This window comes from Aeromicrobium sp. REDSEA-S32_B7, from assembly GCF_001626145.1.
GTDB classification, from domain to species: Bacteria; Actinomycetota; Actinomycetes; order Propionibacteriales; family Nocardioidaceae; genus Aeromicrobium; species Aeromicrobium erythreum.
Genome location: NZ_LUNF01000304.1, coordinates 1 through 20524, shown reverse-complemented (window position 1 = coordinate 20524; position 20524 = coordinate 1). Strand labels below are relative to the sequence as shown.

The 20524-nt window shown below is 69.9% G+C and carries 14 protein-coding genes and 1 pseudogene; 9 read left to right on the top strand and 6 right to left on the bottom strand.

What is annotated here, in order from left to right:
• Genes A6Q79_RS17610 through A6Q79_RS17595 form a run of 4 tightly spaced genes read left to right on the top strand, consistent with a single transcriptional unit; the run spans nt 1 to nt 4272 of the window.
• Entirely contained in the window at nt 1–1929 is a 1929-nt protein-coding gene (locus A6Q79_RS17610; RefSeq protein WP_317698878.1) for a DUF1998 domain-containing protein, read from the top strand.
• A 3-nt stretch (nt 1930–1932) separates the two neighbouring features.
• Nucleotides 1933–2637, top strand: coding sequence for a DISARM system phospholipase D-like protein DrmC (gene drmC / locus A6Q79_RS17605; protein WP_286691100.1), 705 nt, complete (start codon nt 1933–1935; stop codon nt 2635–2637).
• A 45-nt stretch (nt 2638–2682) separates the two neighbouring features.
• Nucleotides 2683–3807, top strand: coding sequence for a DNA cytosine methyltransferase (locus A6Q79_RS17600; RefSeq protein WP_286691099.1), 1125 nt, complete (start codon nt 2683–2685; stop codon nt 3805–3807).
• Between the two features lie 45 nt (nt 3808–3852).
• Nucleotides 3853–4272 (top strand): very short patch repair endonuclease, encoded by a 420-nt coding sequence (locus tag A6Q79_RS17595; protein WP_286691098.1) that lies wholly within the window; start codon nt 3853–3855, stop codon nt 4270–4272.
• 352 nt (nt 4273–4624) lie between these two features.
• On the opposite strand, the gene A6Q79_RS17590 is transcribed toward A6Q79_RS17595, so the two are convergent.
• Together A6Q79_RS17590 and A6Q79_RS17585 are read right to left on the bottom strand one after the other, a co-directional pair.
• Entirely contained in the window at nt 4625–5650 is a 1026-nt protein-coding gene (locus tag A6Q79_RS17590; protein ID WP_317698877.1) for a hypothetical protein, read from the bottom strand.
• Nucleotides 5647–10392 carry a DUF4011 domain-containing protein gene (locus tag A6Q79_RS17585; RefSeq protein WP_317698876.1) on the bottom strand — a complete coding sequence of 1582 codons (4746 nt, stop codon included), beginning with the start codon at nt 10390–10392 and terminating at the stop codon, nt 5647–5649. Before A6Q79_RS17585 ends, A6Q79_RS17590 begins: the two co-directional genes overlap by 4 nt.
• A gap of 407 nt (nt 10393–10799) precedes the next feature.
• Here A6Q79_RS17585 and A6Q79_RS17580 point away from each other — a divergent pair, with 407 nt between their 5' ends.
• Nucleotides 10800–11072 (top strand): excalibur calcium-binding domain-containing protein, encoded by a 273-nt coding sequence (locus A6Q79_RS17580; RefSeq protein WP_067861487.1) that lies wholly within the window; start codon nt 10800–10802, stop codon nt 11070–11072.
• Nucleotides 11073–11103: 31 nt separating this feature from the next.
• Nucleotides 11104–11745, top strand: a complete 642-nt coding sequence (locus tag A6Q79_RS17575; RefSeq protein ID WP_286691096.1) for a dihydrofolate reductase family protein — start codon at nt 11104–11106, stop codon at nt 11743–11745.
• A 1-nt stretch (nt 11746) separates the two neighbouring features.
• Here the strand turns inward: A6Q79_RS17575 and A6Q79_RS17570 are convergent, their stop codons facing one another.
• Complete coding sequence (locus tag A6Q79_RS17570; protein WP_317698875.1) at nt 11747–12286, bottom strand: hypothetical protein; 540 nt, start codon at nt 12284–12286, stop codon at nt 11747–11749.
• Between the two features lie 49 nt (nt 12287–12335).
• Entirely contained in the window at nt 12336–12704 is a 369-nt protein-coding gene (locus A6Q79_RS17565) for a DUF2256 and DUF3253 domain-containing protein (protein ID WP_286691094.1), read from the bottom strand.
• A 272-nt stretch (nt 12705–12976) separates the two neighbouring features.
• Between A6Q79_RS17565 and A6Q79_RS17560 the strand changes: the two genes are divergently transcribed.
• Nucleotides 12977–14407: a S8 family serine peptidase gene (locus tag A6Q79_RS17560; protein WP_317698874.1), complete on the top strand. Its 1431-nt coding sequence runs from the start codon at nt 12977–12979 to the stop codon at nt 14405–14407.
• A gap of 60 nt (nt 14408–14467) precedes the next feature.
• Here A6Q79_RS17560 and A6Q79_RS17555 read toward each other — a convergent pair whose 3' ends face one another.
• The gene (locus A6Q79_RS17555; RefSeq protein ID WP_286691092.1) at nt 14468–15241 is read right to left on the bottom strand and encodes a hypothetical protein; all 774 of its coding nucleotides are present in this window, start codon (nt 15239–15241) and stop codon (nt 14468–14470) included.
• Entirely contained in the window at nt 15238–15723 is a 486-nt protein-coding gene (locus tag A6Q79_RS17550) for a DUF6318 family protein (protein ID WP_286691091.1), read from the bottom strand. Before A6Q79_RS17550 ends, A6Q79_RS17555 begins: the two co-directional genes overlap by 4 nt.
• Before the next feature lie 406 nt (nt 15724–16129).
• On the opposite strand from A6Q79_RS17550, the pseudogene A6Q79_RS18780 reads away from it, so the two are divergent.
• A pseudogene (locus A6Q79_RS18780) lies at nt 16130–17062 on the top strand (exodeoxyribonuclease V subunit gamma); the annotation flags it as partial.
• Nucleotides 17063–17369: 307 nt separating this feature from the next.
• Nucleotides 17370–20524: UvrD-helicase domain-containing protein (locus tag A6Q79_RS17535; RefSeq protein WP_317698871.1), on the top strand; the 3155-nt coding region annotated here is incomplete at its 3' end.

Here is a 20524-nt window from a genome sequence, read left to right as displayed (position 1 = left end):
TTGATCCCATCGCCGACGTCGAGGCCAAGGTCACCAAGAACCGAAGCAAGGTCGGCTCCGTCCGACCGTCTGCCCTGCTCTACACCTCGGGCGTCGGAGCCACTGTCGATCTGCCCCACCTGTCCGTGCCTCGATCTGGTCCAGGCATACCTCGGCGACCAGGTCACCCAGCTGCGCAAGGCGCCCTGGGCGCCCGAAGCGCCAGGCGGGTTCGGTGACGAGGCGATCGACCTCGGGATCCCGGCGCGCATCTTCCCGCAGTGGCTTCGCTGCACCGGGTGCAACCTGCTCGCGCCGGTGAGCCACCCGATCTTCGAGTTCAAGAACGTTCTTAAGTACCGACCCGACCAGGCGACGTTCGTCCACAAGGACTGCAAGGGCTGGAGCCCCGGCACAAGCAAATCGAAGACAAGGAAGGGACGTGAGCAGGCCGCAGTGCCTGCGCGCTACCTGATCGCTTGCATCAACGGGCACCTCGACGAGTTCCCGTACGCCGCCTGGGTCCACCGTGGTGGCTCCTGCCCGAACGCCAAGGTCCCGCAACTCCGGATGCGGGAGTGGAAGAGCAACCTCGGCCCGGATGTTCAGATCATCTGTCTGTCTTGCGATGCTCGGCGCGGGATGCTGGAGGCCACTGGGCCCAAGGCAGCAGACAAGTTGCCTCGGTGTCGCGGCCGGCATCCACATCTCGACGCGTTCTACCAGTGCGACCAGCCGGGCAAGCTGATGATGCTTGGTGCGGCCAACCAGTGGTTCGCCTCCACGGTCGGTCTTCTCGCGCTTCCTCGCGAGGAGGTGGCCACCGTGGCCGATCTGCTCCCAATTCTCCAATCGCTGCCGCCAGAGGTACTCGCCGCGGCAACCGGGAAGGACGCGCTCGCTGGATTCCGCGGATGGGCTGGCAGCGTCACGCAGAGCGACCTGTTCGGGAACGCCACCGACGACGTCCTGTGGGAAGCGATTCAGGCGCTCAAGGGCGCTGGTGCCCCGCCTCCGACGGCCGCGGCGAGCACTGACCCGACCGACATCTTGATTCCGGAATGGCTGGTACTCACCGATGAGGAGAAGTACACGAAGCACTCGGGTGCTGCGGACTTCCGCGCCGTCCGCCGGAATGTCCCCGCCTCCCTGAAGCCCGTCGTCCGGGAGGTCGTTGCGGTCGAGAAGCTCAAGAAGGTCAATGCCTTCCTCGGATTCACTCGGATCGACGCCCTCGACCGCATCGAGGACAGCAGGAGCCGCGTCGCACCCCTGGGCCGCGACGGCCGACCTACATGGGTCCCAGCAACCGAGGACCGTGGAGAGGGCTTCTTCATGCAATTCGACGAAGCAGCAGTCGTCGCCTGGGAAGAGCGAATTCTCGACCTCGACATCTGGGAAACCTACCGACGCGCCCACGAGCTCAACTTCAAGCGACGGACCAGCAAGACGGCAGACAGCATCGATCCCGACAGCCGATTCCCCGCGCCGCGGTACTGGGCCCTCCACACCCTGTCCCACCTGCTTATCCGCGAGGCGGCCATGTCGAGTGGCTACGGATCGGCCAGTCTCACCGAGCGCATCTATGCATGGCGCGAGGACGGCGAGCGGCCAGCTGCTGCGGGACTGCTCATCAGCACAACCGCGTCCGACAGCGAAGGGACACTGGGCGGGTTGGTCGACTTGTCGAGGCCCGAGCGGCTCGGCCCCCTCGTCCACGATGCCGTCCGGCGGGGAGGGCGGTGCTCCAGTGACCCGGTCTGTTCCCACCGACGCCCCCGAGGCAAGGAGGATTTCCTCCACGGCGCGGCATGCCACTTCTGTCTGTTCGTCAGCGAGACCAGCTGCGAGCGGATCAACCGCTTCCTCGACCGACGCATGCTACTCGACCTCCTGGTCGATCCAGACATCGCCACACCCTCGCTGTTGCAGCCGATCCTTGGAGCCTGAGCCGTGTCGCCTGTCGCCCGGTTGGGCGAGATGCTGGCGCCCGCCGAGGCTCAAGCCATCGCGGCCACCCTGCGTCAGCAGGGCCTCCCGCACCTCGCGGCTCAGCGTGCCTTCGCGGTGAACCGACGCGAGGTCAAGTTGCTGCTCGTGGCACTGATCAAGGAGGCCGGGGGCGCCGAACTAGCAGCAGCTGTCCTTGACGGGATCGCCGCCGTTCCCCGCAGACCGGGCCCCGAACCGGTATGGACCGCCCCGACCGTGCCGGGATTGGGGGGCCGAACGACGCTCGCCGTCGCCGATCTGATCAACAGGGCGACGGCGACCGTGTACGCTGCGACCTACTCGGCCGGCGCAGGATCGGACTATGTCCAGGCTTTAGCACACGCCATCGATCGCGGGGTCGCCGTCACCGTCATCGTCGACCGAGGGATGCAGGAGACGAACGGTGGGGCGGTTCCCAAAGCGCTCCGCGGCGCGAGAGTCTGGGCCTACGCGCCCGCGGCCGAGGGGGAGTGGATGCCACGTCAACATGCGAAGCTCGTGGTGGTCGACCGAACCGCAGCGCTCGTTACTAGCGCCAACTTCTCGAACGCCGCTGCCAAGCTCAACCTCGAGTGCGGGCTCCTCAGTCACGACGTGAACGTAGCCGAGAGCGTCGTGCAACAGCTGGAGACGCTTCATGACCACGGTGCGCTCGTCGACTACTGACGACCCGCGTTCGGACCGGGGGGACGCATGCTCGAGGATGTAGGCATGCGTTCGGTGGGCCTCTTCGCCGGTATCGGCGGTTTCGAACTCGGTCTGCAGCGTGCCGGGATCGTTCCAGACTTGCTCTGCGAGTACTGGACGCCCGCGTCTGAGATCCTGAGGGCGCGATTCGACGCCGATGTCGTGGGCGACATCCGTGAACTTCGTTCTATCCCGAAGGTCGACGTCGTCACGGCAGGGTTTCCTTGCACTGATCTGAGCCAGGTTGGACGCACAGCCGGAATCGAAGGTTCTGAGTCCGGGCTGGTGAGGGAAGCGTTCCGACTCATCGAGAATGCGGCGTCGACGTGGGTGGTGCTCGAGAACGTCCCGAACATGTTGAGCCTTCGCGGCGGTTCTGCGATGACGTACATCGCTGACTGGTTTGAGGAGCGCGGCTGGAACTGGGCCTACCGGACCGTCGACTCGCAACACTTCGGACTTCGGCAGCGACGACGCCGGGTGTTCCTCGTCGCTTCGCGAAGCGAAGATCCGCGAGCTGTGCTTTTCGCTGAGGATGCCGGTCCCACCACTGCTCGAGCCAACCACTCCGCTTATGGCTTCTCCTGGACGGAGGGCAACCGTGGTGTCGGCTGGGGTGACGGAGTCACCCCGACCCTCAAGGGGGGATCGAAGGTCGGCATCGCCTCACCCCCGGCGATCTGGCGTATCGACGGCGAACCCGGCCGTGCGATCATTCGCCCCAGCGTCCGCGCGGGGGAGAGGCTGCAGGGCTTCCGGGCAGGTTGGACGGAAGGTTCGAAGGACGGTGTGCGATGGAAGATGGTCGGCAACGCCGTCTCGGTACCTGTTGCGGCATGGATCGGGCGAGGCCTGACCTCGCCCGGCGATCCGCTGGACGTCGACAGACGAGCCCTCCGTCCGGGCGATCGGTGGCCGTCTGCAGCCGCGTCGATCGGCGGCGTCCGGGAAAGCTGGAGTCTGAGCGATCGGCCCATTCACGCAAAGCCGCCGTCGACACTGTCAGGGCTCATCGACCGACACGGCGGGACGCCCTTGTCCTTTGGAGCCACCAAAGGGTTCTACAGCCGTCTGCATGCAAGCTCGCTCCGAGTCCGCGATGATTTCGAGACGGCGCTCGTCGACCACCTCGAATCCTTCCAGTGCTGACGGCGCTGCGTCGATCGCGACGAGCGCAAGATCGGGGGGCGTGAGTTGACGGACTCGTGGGCCTCTTCCCCGGCTGTACGCCAATCGATGCAAGGCAATCGCGGTCGAGACACGAAGCCTGAGATCGCTGTGCGACGCCGCGTGCACGCGGCGGGCCTTCGTTACCGCGTTGACTTCAGGCCTCTTCCGAGGTTGAACCGCCGAGCGGACCTCGTCTTCACCCGCCGCCGCATCGCGGTGTTCATCGATGGTTGCTTCTGGCACGGATGTCCCGAGCATCACACGATCGCCAAGTCGAATCGATCGTTCTGGGCGGAGAAAGCCAGGCGCAACCGCGAGCGTGATCGTGAGACCGATCAGATTCTTCGCAGCGAGAGCTGCTGTGTCCTTCGGTTCTGGGAGCACGAGAACCCGGCAGAGGTTGCATCACAAATCGTCGAGGTGGTCCGGTCTGCGTCGGAGTGAAGTTCTGGCGCCATCACTCAGGCGGCATGGGCCGTTCCAGTGAGGTGCCGCCGACGATCAAGTTTCTGGAGAAGACGAAGGAAGCACTGACGGGTCGGAGAACAACCTGCGCCTCGCGAACGACAGGCGCAGGACATCTTGATGAAGCGGTCGACGAGGAAGAACCCCACGATGGCAGCCAAGTTCGCAGAGCTCGCGCAGGGTTCCGCCGACGAGCCTGGCCTTCTCTGACTCGAGACTCCGAGGGTGCCGGGCGTGCTCGACGGCGCCTGCTGGGTCGGTGCGCCGCACCGACCCAGCAGGCTTCGTGCCGTCACCGACGCGACGACGCCGGTGCGCGGTGGCCGAGCCCTCAGACGACCGCGCGGACGATCTCGTCCGCACCGACGACGACGCGTCCTGCCTCCTGCGCACGGCGGAGCGCTGCGAGCACGGGCGTCGTGAGGGCGTCGGTGCGCCGCCGCCATCCGAAGAGCAGCAGCGTCTCCTTGAGCAGCTCGTCCTCGGTCATGCCGTGGGCGTCACGGCACAGGGCGACGATGGCGTTGACGATCTCGGTGGGGTGGATGTCGGCGATGGGTCGCGGGTCGTCGAGCGTCGCCGTCCGGAAGGTGGTCCACGACGCGCGGTCGACGCCCATCGGCCACACGAAGCCCTCGTCGTCGCGCATCTCCCGCGGGATGCAGCGCACGATGGCCTCGATCCTCGCCGCGTTGAGCCGTGTCAGGTCGAAGGCGCCCGCGGCCAGGCGAGCCGCTCGCTCGGACGACACCGGCCCTTCTTGCTCGGCGATCCCGCGGAGCACCTGTGCGACCTTCTGTGCGGCCTGGTGGCCAGGGAGTGCGTCGAGCGTGGACCTGGGGCCGGCCTTGCGCGGCGCCCATGGACGGAAGGGTTCGGCGCCGGGAAGCTGCTGGTCGCCCAGGAAGCTCGACGGAGTCGCCGAGGCGAACGTGTGCGACGCCGGACTCGGATCTGTCACGACGCTCGCGGCTGCCGATACTGCAGGCTCAGACCGCTGCGGGACGCCCTGCTGCGGATGGTCCTGCTCGACGTCGGCAGACGTCGAGGGCGCCGGCTGCGAGACATCGGGGACGCGCCGCGGGGCGGTGCGCGCCGTGTCGACCTCGTTGACGAGCCTGCGCACCACCGACCCCCGGTCCTCCAGCCACTCGGGCATCCAGACCCGCTGCACCGACCGCCAGCCCATGAGGTTCTCGAGGACCGACACGGGCAGGCCGTCGCGGTCACCGACGGTGCGGCGCGCAGCCCACCCCTCCCCGTCGAGGAGCACCGCCACCAGGGGTGAGTCGGGCGCCGACGGGTGCGCCAGCGCGAGGTCGATCTTGAAGTCGGAGAGACCGAGGTCCGTCGTCACGACCAGACCCGCCTCCCGGCACGCCTCAGCGATCTCGTCGCGGTGGCGATCGACCACGGCGCGGTGGGACGTCTCTTGATGCCGATCGAGCCCGTCGCGTCGACACGCAGCTCGCTCGGGTCGAACGACGTGAAGATGACCACCTGGGTGCGGGCGCGCGTGATGGCGACGTTCAGCCGACGCTCGCCGCCCCGGTTCGTCAGAGGACCGAAGTTCAGGGGCAGCACGCCCTTGTCGTTGCGGCTGAAGGCCGTGGAGAACAGGATCACGTCCCGCTCGTCGCCCTGGACATTCTCCAGGTTCTTCACGAAGAGGCCTTCGCCGTTGGTGCCGTCCATCGCCTCGAGGATGCGGGCGTCGTCGAGGTCGCGGAGCATCGACTCCACGAGCGTGCGTTGCGGCATGTTGAAGGTCACGACGCCGACCGACGGGACCCGGCCCGGCGAGGCCGCGAAGCGACGACGGATCTCCGTGACGATGGCCTCGGCCTCGACCCGGTTCGTGCCTTTGTCCCGACCGGGCGTGCGCACGAAGGTGCCGTCGAGCTTCACGAGGCTCACGCCCGCCACGGGGCGGCCTTCGGCGTCCAGGCCCGGGTCGGGCGCGGGGAACGAGGAGAGCCGGCTCTCGTAGTAGTGCTCGTTGCTGAAGGCGATGAGGGACTCGTCCTTGCTCCGGTAGTGCCAGGTGAGGGCGCGGCGACCGACTCCCGCCTGGGCGACCTCGGTGAGGATGCTCTCCTCGTCGGGCTGCACCAGGAGGTCGTCGACCGTGGCGGTGTCATCCGTGCCGGGTTCCGCGAAGGAGGTGGGTGGCATCTGCTTGCTGTCGCCGACCACGACGGCAGAGGTGGCGCGTCCCATGGCGCCCACCGCGTCCGCCACGCGGATCTGCGACGCCTCGTCGAACACCACGAGGTCGAACGTGATCGACCCGACGGGGAAGAAGCGCGCGATGGAGTCCGGGCTGACCAGCACGCACGGCATCACCTGGGTGACCAGGTCCCCGTACGTGGCGAGCAGCTCGCGCACCTTCATGCCTCCCCGGCGTCGCTCCAGCTGGCGACGGAGCTCACCGACCTGGCCCTTCTCCGAACCGGACCGGAACGGTCGAGCCGCGAGGACGTCTGCCGCGACGGACCGCTGGAGGTGGGTGCGCAGGTCCACCATCGAGGACGCGAAGCGATGCACCGACGTGCCGTGCGCCTCGGCGTCGAAGCCGTCGAGACCGGAGGCCAGCATGCGCTCCTGGGTCGAGGCCAGCGCCAGACCCTTCTCCAGGGACTCGAAGGCCTGGTCGAGGTGCAGCTCGCGCAGCACGGCGGCCGCCGAGACGAAGGCGAGCCACCGGTCCAGCGACCTCTCGGCCTGGGCCGGGTTCGAGCGCGTCGCGACGCCCGTGGTCCAGACCGGGACGAACGCAGCGTCGTCCAGCCAGTCGTGCACGTCGCGGTCGCTCGAGCCGGACGCCGACACCAGGTCGCGCGCCGCGGTCTCGAGAGCGCGCAGGGCGCTGCTCTCCTTGTCGCTCAGCACGAGGTCCGCGTCGAGGAGCGCACGCAGCGTCTGCCCGAACGGGGTGACCACTCCGTCGGGGCCAGGAGCGATGAAGGCCGCCTGCACCTGCAACCACTGCAGCTGGTGCTCCACCGCGTCGAGCGACGCGTCCTGGTAGGGGTTCCACCCAACGACGGGGCGGGTGCCGGGGGCAGGGGCCTCCTTGGGCTTCACGGGGGCCTTCAGGTGCTGGTCGAGCGGGGCGAGGGCAGCGAGCACCCGCTTCCTGCGACCGAAGAAGCCGGTCGCGGCGGCTGCGACCACGGCATCTCGAACGTCCTCGACCGGCAGGTCCAGTGCCGCGGGTGCGACTCGTTCCAGCGCCGGCGGGTTGGTGCCCGCCAGCGCGCTGAGCGTGCTGACGTAGGCGTCGCGACGCTCGACCCAGGAACGCGTACGGACCTCGTCGAGCTCGGCCGCCGTGACCGCGGGTCCGTGCACGAGGCTGACGAGTCCCGCCAGGTCCTCGAGGGTCCGCGCCTGGTCGACAGCATCCCGCAGCGGTCCGGCAGGGGGCAGCTCGGCCACGGCACGGTCGAGGTCGGCGGCAGCGGCCAGGACGCCGCGGCGATCGTCGACGGCACGGCGCACGAAGCCCCAGGGATGGTGCTGCTGCGGACGAGCGAGGTCTGCGGTGTCCTCGAGGTAACGGAGCGAGCCGCGGAGTCGCGCCAACGACTCGGCCTCGAGGCTCGTGAGCTCCTCGGAGGTGATCGGCAGCGCCGGCAGGTCATCGGGGTAGGCCAGGAGCTGCGTGCGTGCCGAGTAGTAGGAGAGGCCGGCCGTGTTCTTCTCGTGCAGCCGCGTCGCGTACCGCTGGAGTGCCCGCCTGGAGCTGCTCACCGACTCCTGCTCGGCCGTGAGGCCCTGCCGGTCGAGCTCGAGGTGCAGGTCGAGTGCCTGCTTGATCTGGTCGCGGACGACGGCAGGCTTGCTCGACTTGTCGTGCAGGTCGAGCGAGAACGGACCCATGCCCACGGACTCGAGGCGCGAGGACACGACGTCGAGAGCAGCCCGCTTCTCGGCCACGAACAGGACCCGCTTGCCGGAGGCGATGGCGCGGGCCAGCAGGTTGGTGATCGTCTGGGACTTGCCGGTCCCGGGCGGTCCCTCGAGCACGAAGGTGTGGCCCGCGACCGCGGCGGCGACCGCCTCGAGCTGTGAGGCGTCGGCGGGGATGGGGCAGCTGGCGTCGAGCTCGTCGAGGTCGGCCATCGACGCCTCGCCGTGCGGGTCCTCGAACTCACCCGTCGGGTTCTCGACGAGGTGGCGGACGAGCGGAGCGTCCATCAACCCTTCCCAGTCGTCGTCCAGGTCCTTCCACAGGCGGAACTTGGCGAACTGCAGGACGGCGACGTCCGCCGACTCCTCCACGCGGTAGGGCAGGTCCTTCTCGATGATCACCTCCCGGACGGCCTCGAAGGTCGCGGCGAGGTCGATGCCGTGCTCGTCCTCCGTGGGGTTCTCCAGTCCCGGGATCCTGATGCCGTCCACCTGGCGGAGCTTCTCGATGAGGCAGTAGTTGGGCGTGCTGGCACCGGACTCGTCGAGCTGGAGACGGTACAGACCGCGGCGGGACCCGGGCACGAGGAGCACCGGCAGCAGGATGAGCGGCGACTTGAGCGGGCGGTCGTCGAGCTGCCAGTGCAGCGACCCGAGCGCAAGGTACAGGTTGTTCGCGCCGGTCTCCTCCTCGATGGTCCGCGCCTTGTAGGCCAGGTTCCGCATCCTGCGGAGGTAGGTGTCGAGGGTCTGGCCCGTGCGGACGTCGGTGAAGAGACGCTTCGTGTCGAGGTACTCCTTGAGCTGCGACGCGGGAAGGTCGGCGCCGAAGCGCACACCCTGCGCCTCGCTCGTCGCGGGGACCGCGTCGCCGGGGAGCAGGGTCACCGCCTGACCTGCGCTCAGCAGGTCCTCGACGTGGCCGATGCTGCCCGGTGCGACGGCGAGCTGGATCGCCGACCGCTCGGTGAAGTTGATCAGCTTGTTCCGCAGGCTGAGGTCGAGCAGCGCGTTCTTCCACGACTGGACCCGAGGTGGGACGGATGCGACGACCGCACCCGTGCGCTCGTCCACCTGCGGTGTCGTCGACACCACGTGGTGCCCCGAGTGCTCGGTCGGGACGTACTCGACCAGCGTGGCGGCGCCAGAGCTCTCGACCCGGTGGGCGGGGAGGGGGAGCACCTGGCTCTGGGCGCGCACGACCCGCACGTCCACGACCCCCTCGAAGCGGGAGAGGTCGCCCGAGAGGTAGCGGCCGCGCGTGACCTGGTGGACGTCGTCGTCGACGTCGGCGGAGTCAGAGCCGCCGGTTACGCTGGTGGTCTCGAGGACGCGCAGGCGACCGCTGTCGACGGCATTCACCGCGCTCTCGAGCGCCTCGACGGACGCGAAGCCCAGCTCCTCCGTGCGCCAGTAGCCGAGGAAGGCGTGGCCCTCGACGATGAACAGCACGGGGTGGAGGCCTGCGTGCTCGATGGCGGCGGCCAGCACGACCGAGGTGTCGAGGCAGGTGCCGACCCTGCCGTCCAGGACCTCCTCGGGAGTGCGGACCTTCTGGCCTGCGGACCAGCTGGCTGGAGGATTGCTGTAGGTGATGCCCCGCTCGCGGGCCTCGTCCCAGATCGCGCGCACGATCGCGTCGACGCGTTCGGGCCCGGCCTGGTATCCCTGCGTGGAGCCCGAGCCGGTGGTCCTCTCGAGTCGTGTTCGGACGGCGTCGAGGAAGGCTCCGACGCTGGGGTCGTTCGGTTGCACGAAGGCGGCCAGGGTCTCCGTCGCGAGAGGGTTCAGGACGGCACGGCCGTCCGCGGCCCGGGAGAAGATGGTCCTCCAGGTCCGCGCCGACCCGAGCAGCACGTCCTGCCGGTGGCTGGTCACGATGTCCTGCTGGTGGACCTCCACCACCAGCTGAGCCGTGACGTCCTCGGCGACCTGGCTCATCGCTGCCACGTCGACCTGCAGCTGCACGGGATCGACCGTTGCGCTGCCGTCCGCGTCCGGCTCGAGCTCGGTGGCGAACGGGTGCGTCAGAGCCACGCCGCGGTCCTCGAGCCGGACGTGCAGGACCGCCGGCGCGTCGTGCCCGATGTCGTCCACCCGGACGGTGTGCACGAACGGGATCCGGTTGTAGACGAGCGCGTAGCTGGCCCACTCGTTCGCCTGGACGGTGATGGACAGGGTCATGAAGTTTCTCCCGATCTTGGCTGCCCTGAGACTAAAGGTCCTCGTCGGACGGGGTGTCGGATCCGAGAATGTCGCTTCAGATTCGGGCCTGTCGTCCTAGATCAGCTTTCGATGGTTTCAACGTGCCAGCTTCGGGATGTGAGGTTTGTGCCGTAGACGAACTCCCTCCTGAGCGCGCTCTCGTGCGGCACCCCCAACGCGTCGCCGCAAGCCTGCCCCAGCAGCACGCCGGCGGCACGGTCCCGCTGTACCTCATCCATCTCGCCTCCCGTGGTGCGACGTCATCATCGCTGTGCGCGGTGGGACGGACGTCTGACGTCGCCTAGTTCGTCTGAGTCATCTTCCCAGGATCGTCCGACGCGTGACGCGATCCGACCTAGCGTCGAGGATCGACGAAGGAGAACACGATGAAGCGACGCGCAAGCGCCCTGGTCCTCGCCACGGCCCTCTCGATCGGGACGCTGGGTGCCGTCGCGGCCCCGGCCGAGGCCGCCACGACCTACAAGAACTGCACCGAGCTGAACAAGGTCTACAAGCACGGCGTCGGCCTGCCGGGCGCGCGCGACAAGGTGCGCGGCAAGACGAAGCCGGTCACGAACTTCACGAAGAACAAGGCCGTCTACAACGCCAACAAGAAGTCCGACCGCGACAAGGACGGCATCGCCTGCGAGAAGCGGTGACGCCGTCGGTGGGACGGAGTAGAACGGACGCATGAGTCGCGTCCGCATGCACAACATCTCGATCTCCCTCGACGGATTCGCAGCGGGGGAGCCGCAGGCGCTCGAGACGCCGATGGGTCACGCCGGGCAACGTCTGCACACCTGGATGTTCGACACCGCCTTCGGCGCCGCGATGATGGGCCGCGCCGGCGGGTCGGACGGGGTCGACCAGGCGTTCGCGCAGCGCTTCGCCGACGGGATCGGCGTCGAGATCATGGGGGCGGGCAAGTTCGGGCCGCCCGGCTGGCAGGACGACCCCGACTGGCGCGGATGGTGGGGTGAGACGCCGCCGTTCGGCATGCCGGTGCTCGTACTCACCCACCGCCCCCGCGAGCCCCTCGTCCTCGACGACACGACGTTTCACTTCCTCGACGCCGCTCCAGTCGAGGCTCTGGAGAAGGCTCAGGAGATGGCCGGCGGCCTCGACGTGCGCATCGGCGGAGGTGCCGACGTGGCGCGCCAGTTCTTGGCCGAGCGGCTCGTCGACGTCGCGCACGTCGTGCAGGTTCCGATCGTGCTCGGTCGTGGAGCGCGCCTGTGGGACGGGCTCGCAGGGCTCGAGGACGACTACGACATCGAGGTCGTGTCGTCGCCGTCGGGCGTCGTGCACCTGACCCTGCAGCGCAGGGCGTGAGTCAGTCGCAGTAGTCGCAGAGGCCGGTGGCGGGGAGCGCCGTGAAGCACGTCGGACAGACCTTCACCGGCTTCGTCTCGACGGCAGCGCGTGCCCTGCCGGGGCGGGGCGACGTCGTGCTCGAGCTCGCGCGGCGCACCTTGGCGGGCCGCGGCACGCCACCGTCGGCGGGTAGGTCGGTGGCGAGAGCGCGATAGCAGAGCAGCCGGTCCTCGGCCGCTCGCGTCTCGACGTCGCGCACGACGTCACCGGTCGTCGCCAGCACGGCCCGTGCGTAGACGTCGCCGACCGTGCCGTCACGCTGGACCGCGAGCGACGTGAGCGGCGGGTCACCTGCGCGTGCGGCAGCCAGGGCGGTGATCTCCATGAAGTCGCCGAGCCACGTGCGGCGCGACGTCGGACTCTCCACACGGGTGCGCACGAGGACCTGGTCGGCCAGGTCGCTGACGGTGATCACGGCGCCGTAGCGGCTCGCTGTCTCGCGGAGGATGTCGAGTGCTGCGGGGGTCCACCGGGCGAACTGGGGGAGGAGCTTGGCCACGTCTCACAACGTTAGACGACCGGTCCACGGCGTCGTCCTGGCGGATCGCTCAGAGCGCCCTCCGCACGCGGATGGGCCCCTTGGCCGTCGACGGATCGACGACATGCCCGCCCTGGGTGATCTCCACGGTTCCGTCGGCGACGAGCCGTCGCGCTGCCCGTCTCGCGGGTTCCATCAGCTCGCGCCAGCCGTCGGGGTCGACACGCCGGGCCGCCTCCGACGGGCAGATCGTGGCGCCGCCGGCCCGCGCGTCGAGGAGGTCCACGATGGCCGCCTCCAGCTCCTGGTCGGTGCGCGTCACACCGCGCTTGCGGCAGGCCTGCGAGCAGTAGCGCACCTGGTCCCAGTCGCGCTCCCACTTCTTGCGCCACTCGATCCGACGTCCGCACGACGCGCAGACCTTCGGCTCGGGGGACATGTCTCCAGTCTCGGGCCAACTCGACGATCCTGCCCGGCGCAGGCTGCCTGCTCGTGGCTGCGTTCGGCGATGTCGTCACGCCGCGGGAGCGAGCGGTCGTCCAGGCCGCGTGGACGCCGTTCGTGCCCTTCGGTGTGCCGGTGGGCGCGGTGGTGTGACCGCCAAGTCGACAACAGTTCCTAGGAGAGCAGTAACCACGCCGCGTGCACGTCGTTGGCAGTGCTACACGCGCTCCGGTTCCGACGGAGCGCACGTTCGGGGGAACGATAGACATGCGTCGACGCATCATGTCCACATCCATCGGAGCGGCCGCCTTGGCGCTGGCTGCTCTCACCGTCCCGGCGCAGGCCGGCGCCGACGACCAGGCTCGTCTGCAGCCGTTCCTGGCCGACCAGCTGTCGACCTTGAAGGGCGGCGCCGCCACGACCGTGCTGGTCCACGGCCGCACCTTGGTCGACGCCGAGCGAGCGGTACGCGACTCCGGTCTGGAGCGCGCCGGCAGCTTCGACAAGATCGGCGTGGTGATCGCCAGCGGAACGCGCAGCGAGATCGAGGCTGCCCGATCGGCCGAGGGCGTCACCTATCTCGAGGGCGACCAGCCCATCGAGTACCACCAGGAGACCTCGAACATCGCCACGCGTGGTGCCGAGGCCGCCGCGACGCTCACGGGAGCGGACGGCACGGCCCTGACGGGTCGCGGCGTCAGCGTCGCCGTGATCGACTCCGGCGTCGATCCGACGCACCCGTACCTGAAGGGCGCGACGGTCGCGAACCTGAAGTCGGTGTGCTCGCCGCTCGACGAGACCGGCTGCCAGGTCCTGCGGGTGCCCAACGCGCTCGACACGGACACGACGTCGCTCGGCGGCCACGGGACGCACGTCGCGGGCATCGCGGTCGGTCGGCCCACGACGTTGACGAGCGGGGAGAAGCTGCAGGGCGCGGCGCCGGGCGCGAGCCTGGTGTCGCTGTCGACGGGCGCGGGGATCCTCATCCTCGGCGCGGACGCGTCGCTGAACTGGGTCCTGGAGAACCACGCGAAGCCGTGCGGCGACGGGGTGTCGGCGGCCGAGTGCCCGCCGATCAAGGTCACGAACAACTCCTACGGGCCGTCGGGTGGTGGAGCTTTCGACCCGGAGTCGGCGACCGTGAAGCTTCAGCGTGCGCTGGCTGCGGAGGGTGTCGTGACGGTGTGGGCGGCCGGCAACGACGGTGGTGACGGCAGCGAGAGCCTGACGAACCCGCCCGGTCAGGACCCGACGGGCGGCATCATCTCCGTCGCGTCCTACTACGACCTCGACACCGGCACCCGCGACGGCCGGGTCTCGTCGTTCTCCAGCCGCGGTGCGGCAACGGACCGGTCCACGTGGCCGGACGTGTCGGCGCCGGGGGAGGACATCACGTCCTCGTGCCGTCCGTACCTCGTGATCTGCGCGACGGGTCTGGACCCGAAGGACGGGCCTGGTCCGCTCGACGTGGGCACGTTCAACACGATCAGCGGCACGTCGATGGCCGCGCCGCACGTGGCGGGTATCGTCGCGCAGCTGTTCCAGGCTGACCCGACGGCGACGCCAGCCGAAGTGGAGGCGGCGTTGACGTCGACGGCGTACAAGTACACCGACGGCAGTGCCTACGTCGACGGCTCGTCGTTCGACAAGGGTCACGGTCTGGTCGACGTCGTGGCTGCGGTCTCGGCCCTGCGCTGAGCCGGACCGGCGAGGTCCCGGGACACCCCTGGCGGGTCCCGGGACCTCGCCGTCTCTCGGTCAGCGTCGCGGTGAGACGAGCACCGGAGCGGCCTCGGCGACTTCGAGCGGAGTCGCTGTACCGGCGGCGGTGAGTGGCTGGCCGAGGGGTGTCCACGCTCCACCGTCGACGCGGTACCGGACGGTGTAGGTGGTGTCGACGCGGATGCTGACCCGCTCGGCGGTGCGCTGGTAGGTGTGCGTGACGTCCTTCGCCGGGTAGGGCCGACCGGGTCGCGTGGTGGTCCGGCTCGTCCCGTCCCCGTGGTGCCAGGTGTAGCCGGTGGGCGTCGCCTCGACGTCGATGTCGTGCCCGAGCAGGGTGATGCTCTCGCGCACCGGCCGCGGGTCGGTGTGCAGGATCGTCGGCACGTTCACGAGAGTCCGCCCGCCCGGCTGGACGGTGACCCGCAGCGCCGGCATCGGGATCTCGCTGACCGCCCGCCGCACATCACCCTCGGTCAGCTCCGGCTCCTCCTGCGGCGCGACCTCGTCGGGCTCGGAAGCAACGGTGCCGCGGGCTCCGCAGCGGAAAGTTCTCTCGAAGCGTCGTTCTTGAACGTCGCCGGAGTCAAAGAAACACCTTGTCTGCGCGCGGGGTGCGGCTGCTCCGGTGAAGGCACTCTCCGAGGAACGCGTTTGATGACTTCGGCGCGACTCTCCGCCAGAAGACCAGTCGCGTGCCGTCAGACTGAGATTCGGGTTGAGGCCGTCGGGCAAGACATCGACGTCGCTACCAGCGGCTGCGGGCCACACCAAGATGCTGATCATCATCGACGACGCGAGAAAGTTCATGATTTGACTCTGTAAAGGTCGGTGATGGTGAACGGTGCATTGGGGGTCATCTCGAAGGCGACGGTTGACCTCTCGCCTCCAAGCAAGACGAGGTCGAACTTGACGTCGGTGGCTACATCGTAACGCGAAACCACCATCGAACGGATTTTCCAGGTCGGGCCTTCGGGACGCTCGCTGGGCTTCAGGTCTCCGATTGAATCCGCAAAGCGGGTGCATGCGTCGCACTGACGGCTCAGCTGACGCAGTGTCTTCTCGTCGCCAGTGATGGCTGCGTAGTTGAATGCGTCGACCCAGTACGAAGCGAAGGCCACGGCGCCTTCGTCTGTTGATTCTCGCGCCTGGGAAGGAAAAGTTGGCGGAGCAGGTAGTTGCGAGGAACTCGGAGTGGGTTCGACTTCAGGCTCACGGACTTCCGATGTTTTGCTGCAAGCCAGGAGCGGCAGGAGCAGCGCTACCGCGCCGACGGTCAAGGCTTCTCTCATGTTGGATCCCCCGATCTGACGCGTCAGAAGTTAGCGAAATCCCGACGCCGGGTGAAGTCTCGATCCACAACGCTCGGATGTCCGTCCGAAAGCGCATACGTGAGCGATCGCTCTCGACGACTCTGAGCTGAACTGGCGAGCACAACCCAGGTTAGAGGTAGGCAGCACTCGAAAAGAGTCGTCCTTGACGCGCCTTACCTACCTCCCGCTGGCCTGATGCGCGCGTTACCTACCTCCTGCCGACCTAATGCGCGCCTCAGCTACCTCGCGCCGGTCCGGTGCGCGCCTTGTCTACCCCGCAAGCACTGCGGGGCCGGCTGCCCTCGCGCTGACCGATCGGCTGGAGCCGCAGGGTGCTGTGGACGGGGTCGCGACTCGTGTCCGCCCCTACGGCTAGGTTCGTCGTGTGGCGTTGACGATCCATCGGGCGGAGCGGGCCGACGTGCTCGCGGAGGGGCTCGCGGGGCTGCTGGCCGAGCCGCCCGAGGACCCCTTCGAGCGCGACCTCGTCGTGGTCGCGGCAGCCGGGGTGGAGCGGTGGCTCGCCCAGACCCTCAGCCACCGGCTCGGCACGGCCCCCGGACACGAAGACGGCATCTGCGCGGGCGTCTCCTTCGTGCGGCCCCTCCACCTGCTCACCGAGCTCACCGAGAAGGAACGCGACGACCCCTGGGCGCCGCGGCGTCTCGCCTGGGCAGTCCTCGACGTCATCGAGCAGCACCTCGACGAGCCCTGGCTCGCGATCGTCGCCCGACACGTCGGCCACGGCCTCGAACCGGGGGAGGAGGCCCTGCGGCGCAGTCGGCGCTACCCGACCGCCAAGCGCATCGCCGCCCTCCTGCACGGCTACGCCGTCCAACGACCCTGGATGGTGCAGGCCTGGACGGCCGGCGACGACGTCGACGGAGTCGGCTCGCCCCTCGTCCACGAGGTCCGCTGGCAGGCCGAGATCTGGCGGCGCGTCCACACCCTCCTCGACGGCCACCCCTCGCCCGACCTCCGCCTCGCCGACACCGCCGCGGCCCTCCGTCAGCGCACCCTCGACCCCGACCTGCCCCAACGACTCTCCTTCTTCGGGCACACCCGCATGCCGCACGCCGAGCTCGACGTCGTCGGCGCGCTCGCCCACACCCGCGACGTGCACCTCTGGCTGCCCCACCCCTCACGCAGCCGATGGGACGACGTGGCCGCCACCACCACCGACGCCCCGCGACAGCCGGCCCGTCGCGACACCGTCGACGCCCCCGACACCGGCAACACCCTCCTCGCCGCGTGCGCACGAGACGTCACCGAGCTCGAACGCAGCCTCCTCGCGTTGCCCGGCGAGGCGACCACGGTCCATCTGCCCGCTCCGGAGCGCCCCCCGACCCTGCTCGGTCAGCTCCAGGCCGACCTCGCCGCCGACCGCGACGGCCCGGCCGACGACATCCGCACCCTCGACCCACTCGACCGGTCCGTGCAGGTGCACGCCTGCCACGGTCCCGCCCGACAGGTCGACGTGCTGCGCGAGGTCGTCGTCGGCCTCCTCGCCGACGACCCCACCCTCGAGCCGCGCGACGTGCTCGTCATGTGCCACCAACCCCGTCGCCGACGTCCTGCAGAAGGTCGTCGCCATCGCGGCAGCACGTCGCACCACCGCCACCGAGGTGCGCGACCTCCTCAGCCTCGCACCCGTCCGACGACGCTTCGCGCTCACCGACGACGACCTCGAGCAGGTCGACGAGTGGACCGTGCAGACCGCCATCCGCTGGGGCGTCGACGCCGACGCCCGCGCAGCCTGGCAGCTCGGCGGACTCGCCCAGAACACCTGGCGTACCGGCCTCGAGCGCCTCGCGCTCGGCGTCGTCACCGACGGTCACGACGACCCGGACGCCCAGGACGACACCCACACCGGCAACCGGCTCGGCGGGGTCCTGCCGCTCGACGACCTCGGCAGCACCGGCGTCGACCTCGTCGGCCGTTTCACCGAGGCCGTCGAACGACTCGCCGCGGTGCTCGAGTCGTCTCGCCCGCAGCCCGTCGACGACTGGGTCGAGCTGCTCACCACCGCCGTCCAGACGCTCACCGACGTGCCCGCCCGCGACGCGTGGCAGCGCGAGCAGGTCCTCCGCGTCCTCGCCGACCTCACCCGCGCCGACACCGGCCCCGTCGCCCGCGGCACCCTCACCGTCGTCGAGGTCGCGGCGTTCCTCACCGACGCGTTCGCCCCGCGCCCGACCCGCACCAGCTTCCGCACCGGGTCCCTCACCGTCTGCACGATGGTGCCGATGCGCTCCGTGCCGCACCGCGTCGTCTGCCTCCTCGGGCTCGACTCCGGCGCCTTCCCGCGCACGCCCACCCCGCTCGGCGACGACGTGCTCGCACGCACCCCGCTGGTCGGGGAGCGCGATGCGGCAGGGGAGGACCGGCAGCTGTTCCTCGACGCCGTCCTGTCCGCCACCGAGCACCTCGTCATCACCTACACCGGCGCCAGCGAGCACACCGGGCGCTCGCTCCCGCCGGCCACCCCGGTCGGGGAGCTGCTCGACCAGCTCGCGCGCACCGTCCCCACCGCCGACGTCCGCAGCCAGGTGCTCGTGCAGCACCCGCTGCAGGCGTTCGACACAAGCTCGTTCATCCCCGGCGCCCTGGTCCCGGGCTCCGCCTTCAGCTTCGACACCGCCGCCTACGCCGGTGCCCGTGCCACCGTCCGACCGCAGGTCCCGGAACCGCCGTTCCTCCCGGCCGCGTTGCCCGGCGACGCCGACCCGATCACCACGCTCGACACCCTGCGCGACCTGGTCCGCCACCCCGTGCGCTCGTTCGTCACCGGCCGGCTCGACGTGCGTCTGCCCTACGAGGACGAGCCCATCGACGACAGCGTCCCGCTCGGGCTCGACCACCTCGAGCGGTGGAAGGTCAAGGACCGCGTGCTCGCCGCCGTGCTGGCCGGCGTGCCCGGTCACGACGCCGAGGCCGACGAACGCCGCCGCGGGCTCCTGCCGCCCGGTCCGCTCGGCGACGCCGAGCTCGCGCGGGTGCGCCCGGAGGTCGGCACCCTCTTCGCCCTCGCCGCACCCCTGCGCACCGACACCGCCCGCAGCGTCGACGTCGACGTCGAGCTCGGCGACGGCCGCCGCGTGATCGGCACCGTCGCCGGCGTCCACCCGCACCACGCACTGCGCGTCACCGCGTCGACTGTCCAAGGACGTCAGCTCCTCGAAGCCTGGGTCGACGTCCTCGCCCTCGCCGCGGCAGGCCAGGGTCGACCCGCGCACCTCGTCGGTCGCGTGCCGAGCGGCTACCGGAAGGCACCAGGCGTCATCACCCTCGCCGCACCGTCGCGGCCCCGACGCGCCGATCGCCGACCTCGTCGAGCGCGGCTTCGAGCAGCACGCGGCCACGCTCTGGTTCCCGCTGCTCGACCGGATGGAGGTCGACGCATGAGCGCCGACGCACCGGTCGTCGAGTTCGACATCGCCGACCCGCTGCCCACCGGCACCACCCTGCTCGAGGCCAGCGCCGGCACCGGCAAGACGTGGGCGATCGCGGCCCTCGTCACCCGGCTCGTGGCCGAGGGGGTCGCCACGCTCGACCAGCTGCTCGTCGTCACCTTCGGCCGGGCGGCCAGCGCCGAGCTCAAGGACCGCGTGCGCGAGCGGCTCGTGCAGGCCGACGCCGTCCTCGCTGCCGGGCACGGCGACGAGCGTGACCCCCTGCAACGGCTTCTCCTCGACGTCGACGACACCGAGCGCACCGCCCGTCGTCGGCGCCTGCGTGCGGCGGTCGCGCGGTTCGACGAGGCCACCATCACCACGACCCACGGGTTCTGCCAGGCGGTGCTGCGCAGCCTCGGCACCACCGGCGACGTCGAGCCCGGGTCGGTCCTCGTGGAGGACGACACCGACATCGTCGACCAGGTGGTCTCCGACCTCTACCTGCGAGCCGTCGGTCGAGGTCAGACCCCGCCGTTCGACCACCAGGAGGCGGCCGTGCTCGGTCGGCGCGCGGTCGAGGACCCGTCGGCGCACCTGCTGCCCACCGACGCCGAGCCCGGGTCCGCGCCCGACCTGCGTCGACGGTTCGCGTCGGCCGTCCGCGACGAGTCGGCGAGACGCCGCCTGGCGGCCCGCACCCTCTCCTACGACGACCTGCTCCAACGTCTCGCCGAGGCGCTCGAGCCCGACGACTCACCGGCCCGCACGGTCATGCGCGACCGCTGGCGGGTCGTGCTCGTCGACGAGTTCCAGGACACCGACCCCGTCCAGTGGCGCATCTTGGAGCGCGCCTTCGTCGGCCACGCCACGATGGTGCTGGTCGGCGACCCGAAGCAGGCCATCTACGGGTTCCGCGGCGGCGATGTCGACACCTACCTGCGCGCCGCCGCGCAGGCCGACACCCGACGCACCCTCACCGTCAACCATCGCAGCGACGCCCCCCTGGTGAGCGCCGTCGACGCCGTGCTCCGGGGCGCCGCGCTCGGCGACCCCGCGATCGTCGTCCGTCCGGCAAGCGCCTCGCTCGACGGGTCACGGCTCCACGACCCCCGCGGCGACGCCCCCTTCCGGCTGCGGGCCCACCTGCGCAGCGACGCCGGCTCCGACGACGACGCCCTGCGCATCGGCGACGTCAGGCCGCGGGTCGCGCGCGACGTCGCCGCCGACGTCGCCGCGCTCCTGGGGAGCGGCGCCACCTACGACCACGGCGCCGGACCCGTGCCGCTGACGGCCGGCGACGTCGCCGTGCTCGAAAATACGCGCTTTCATGCGGGTGAGGGAAAGAACGACCCCGCGTTCGCCGATGCGCTTGCCGAAATCGGCGA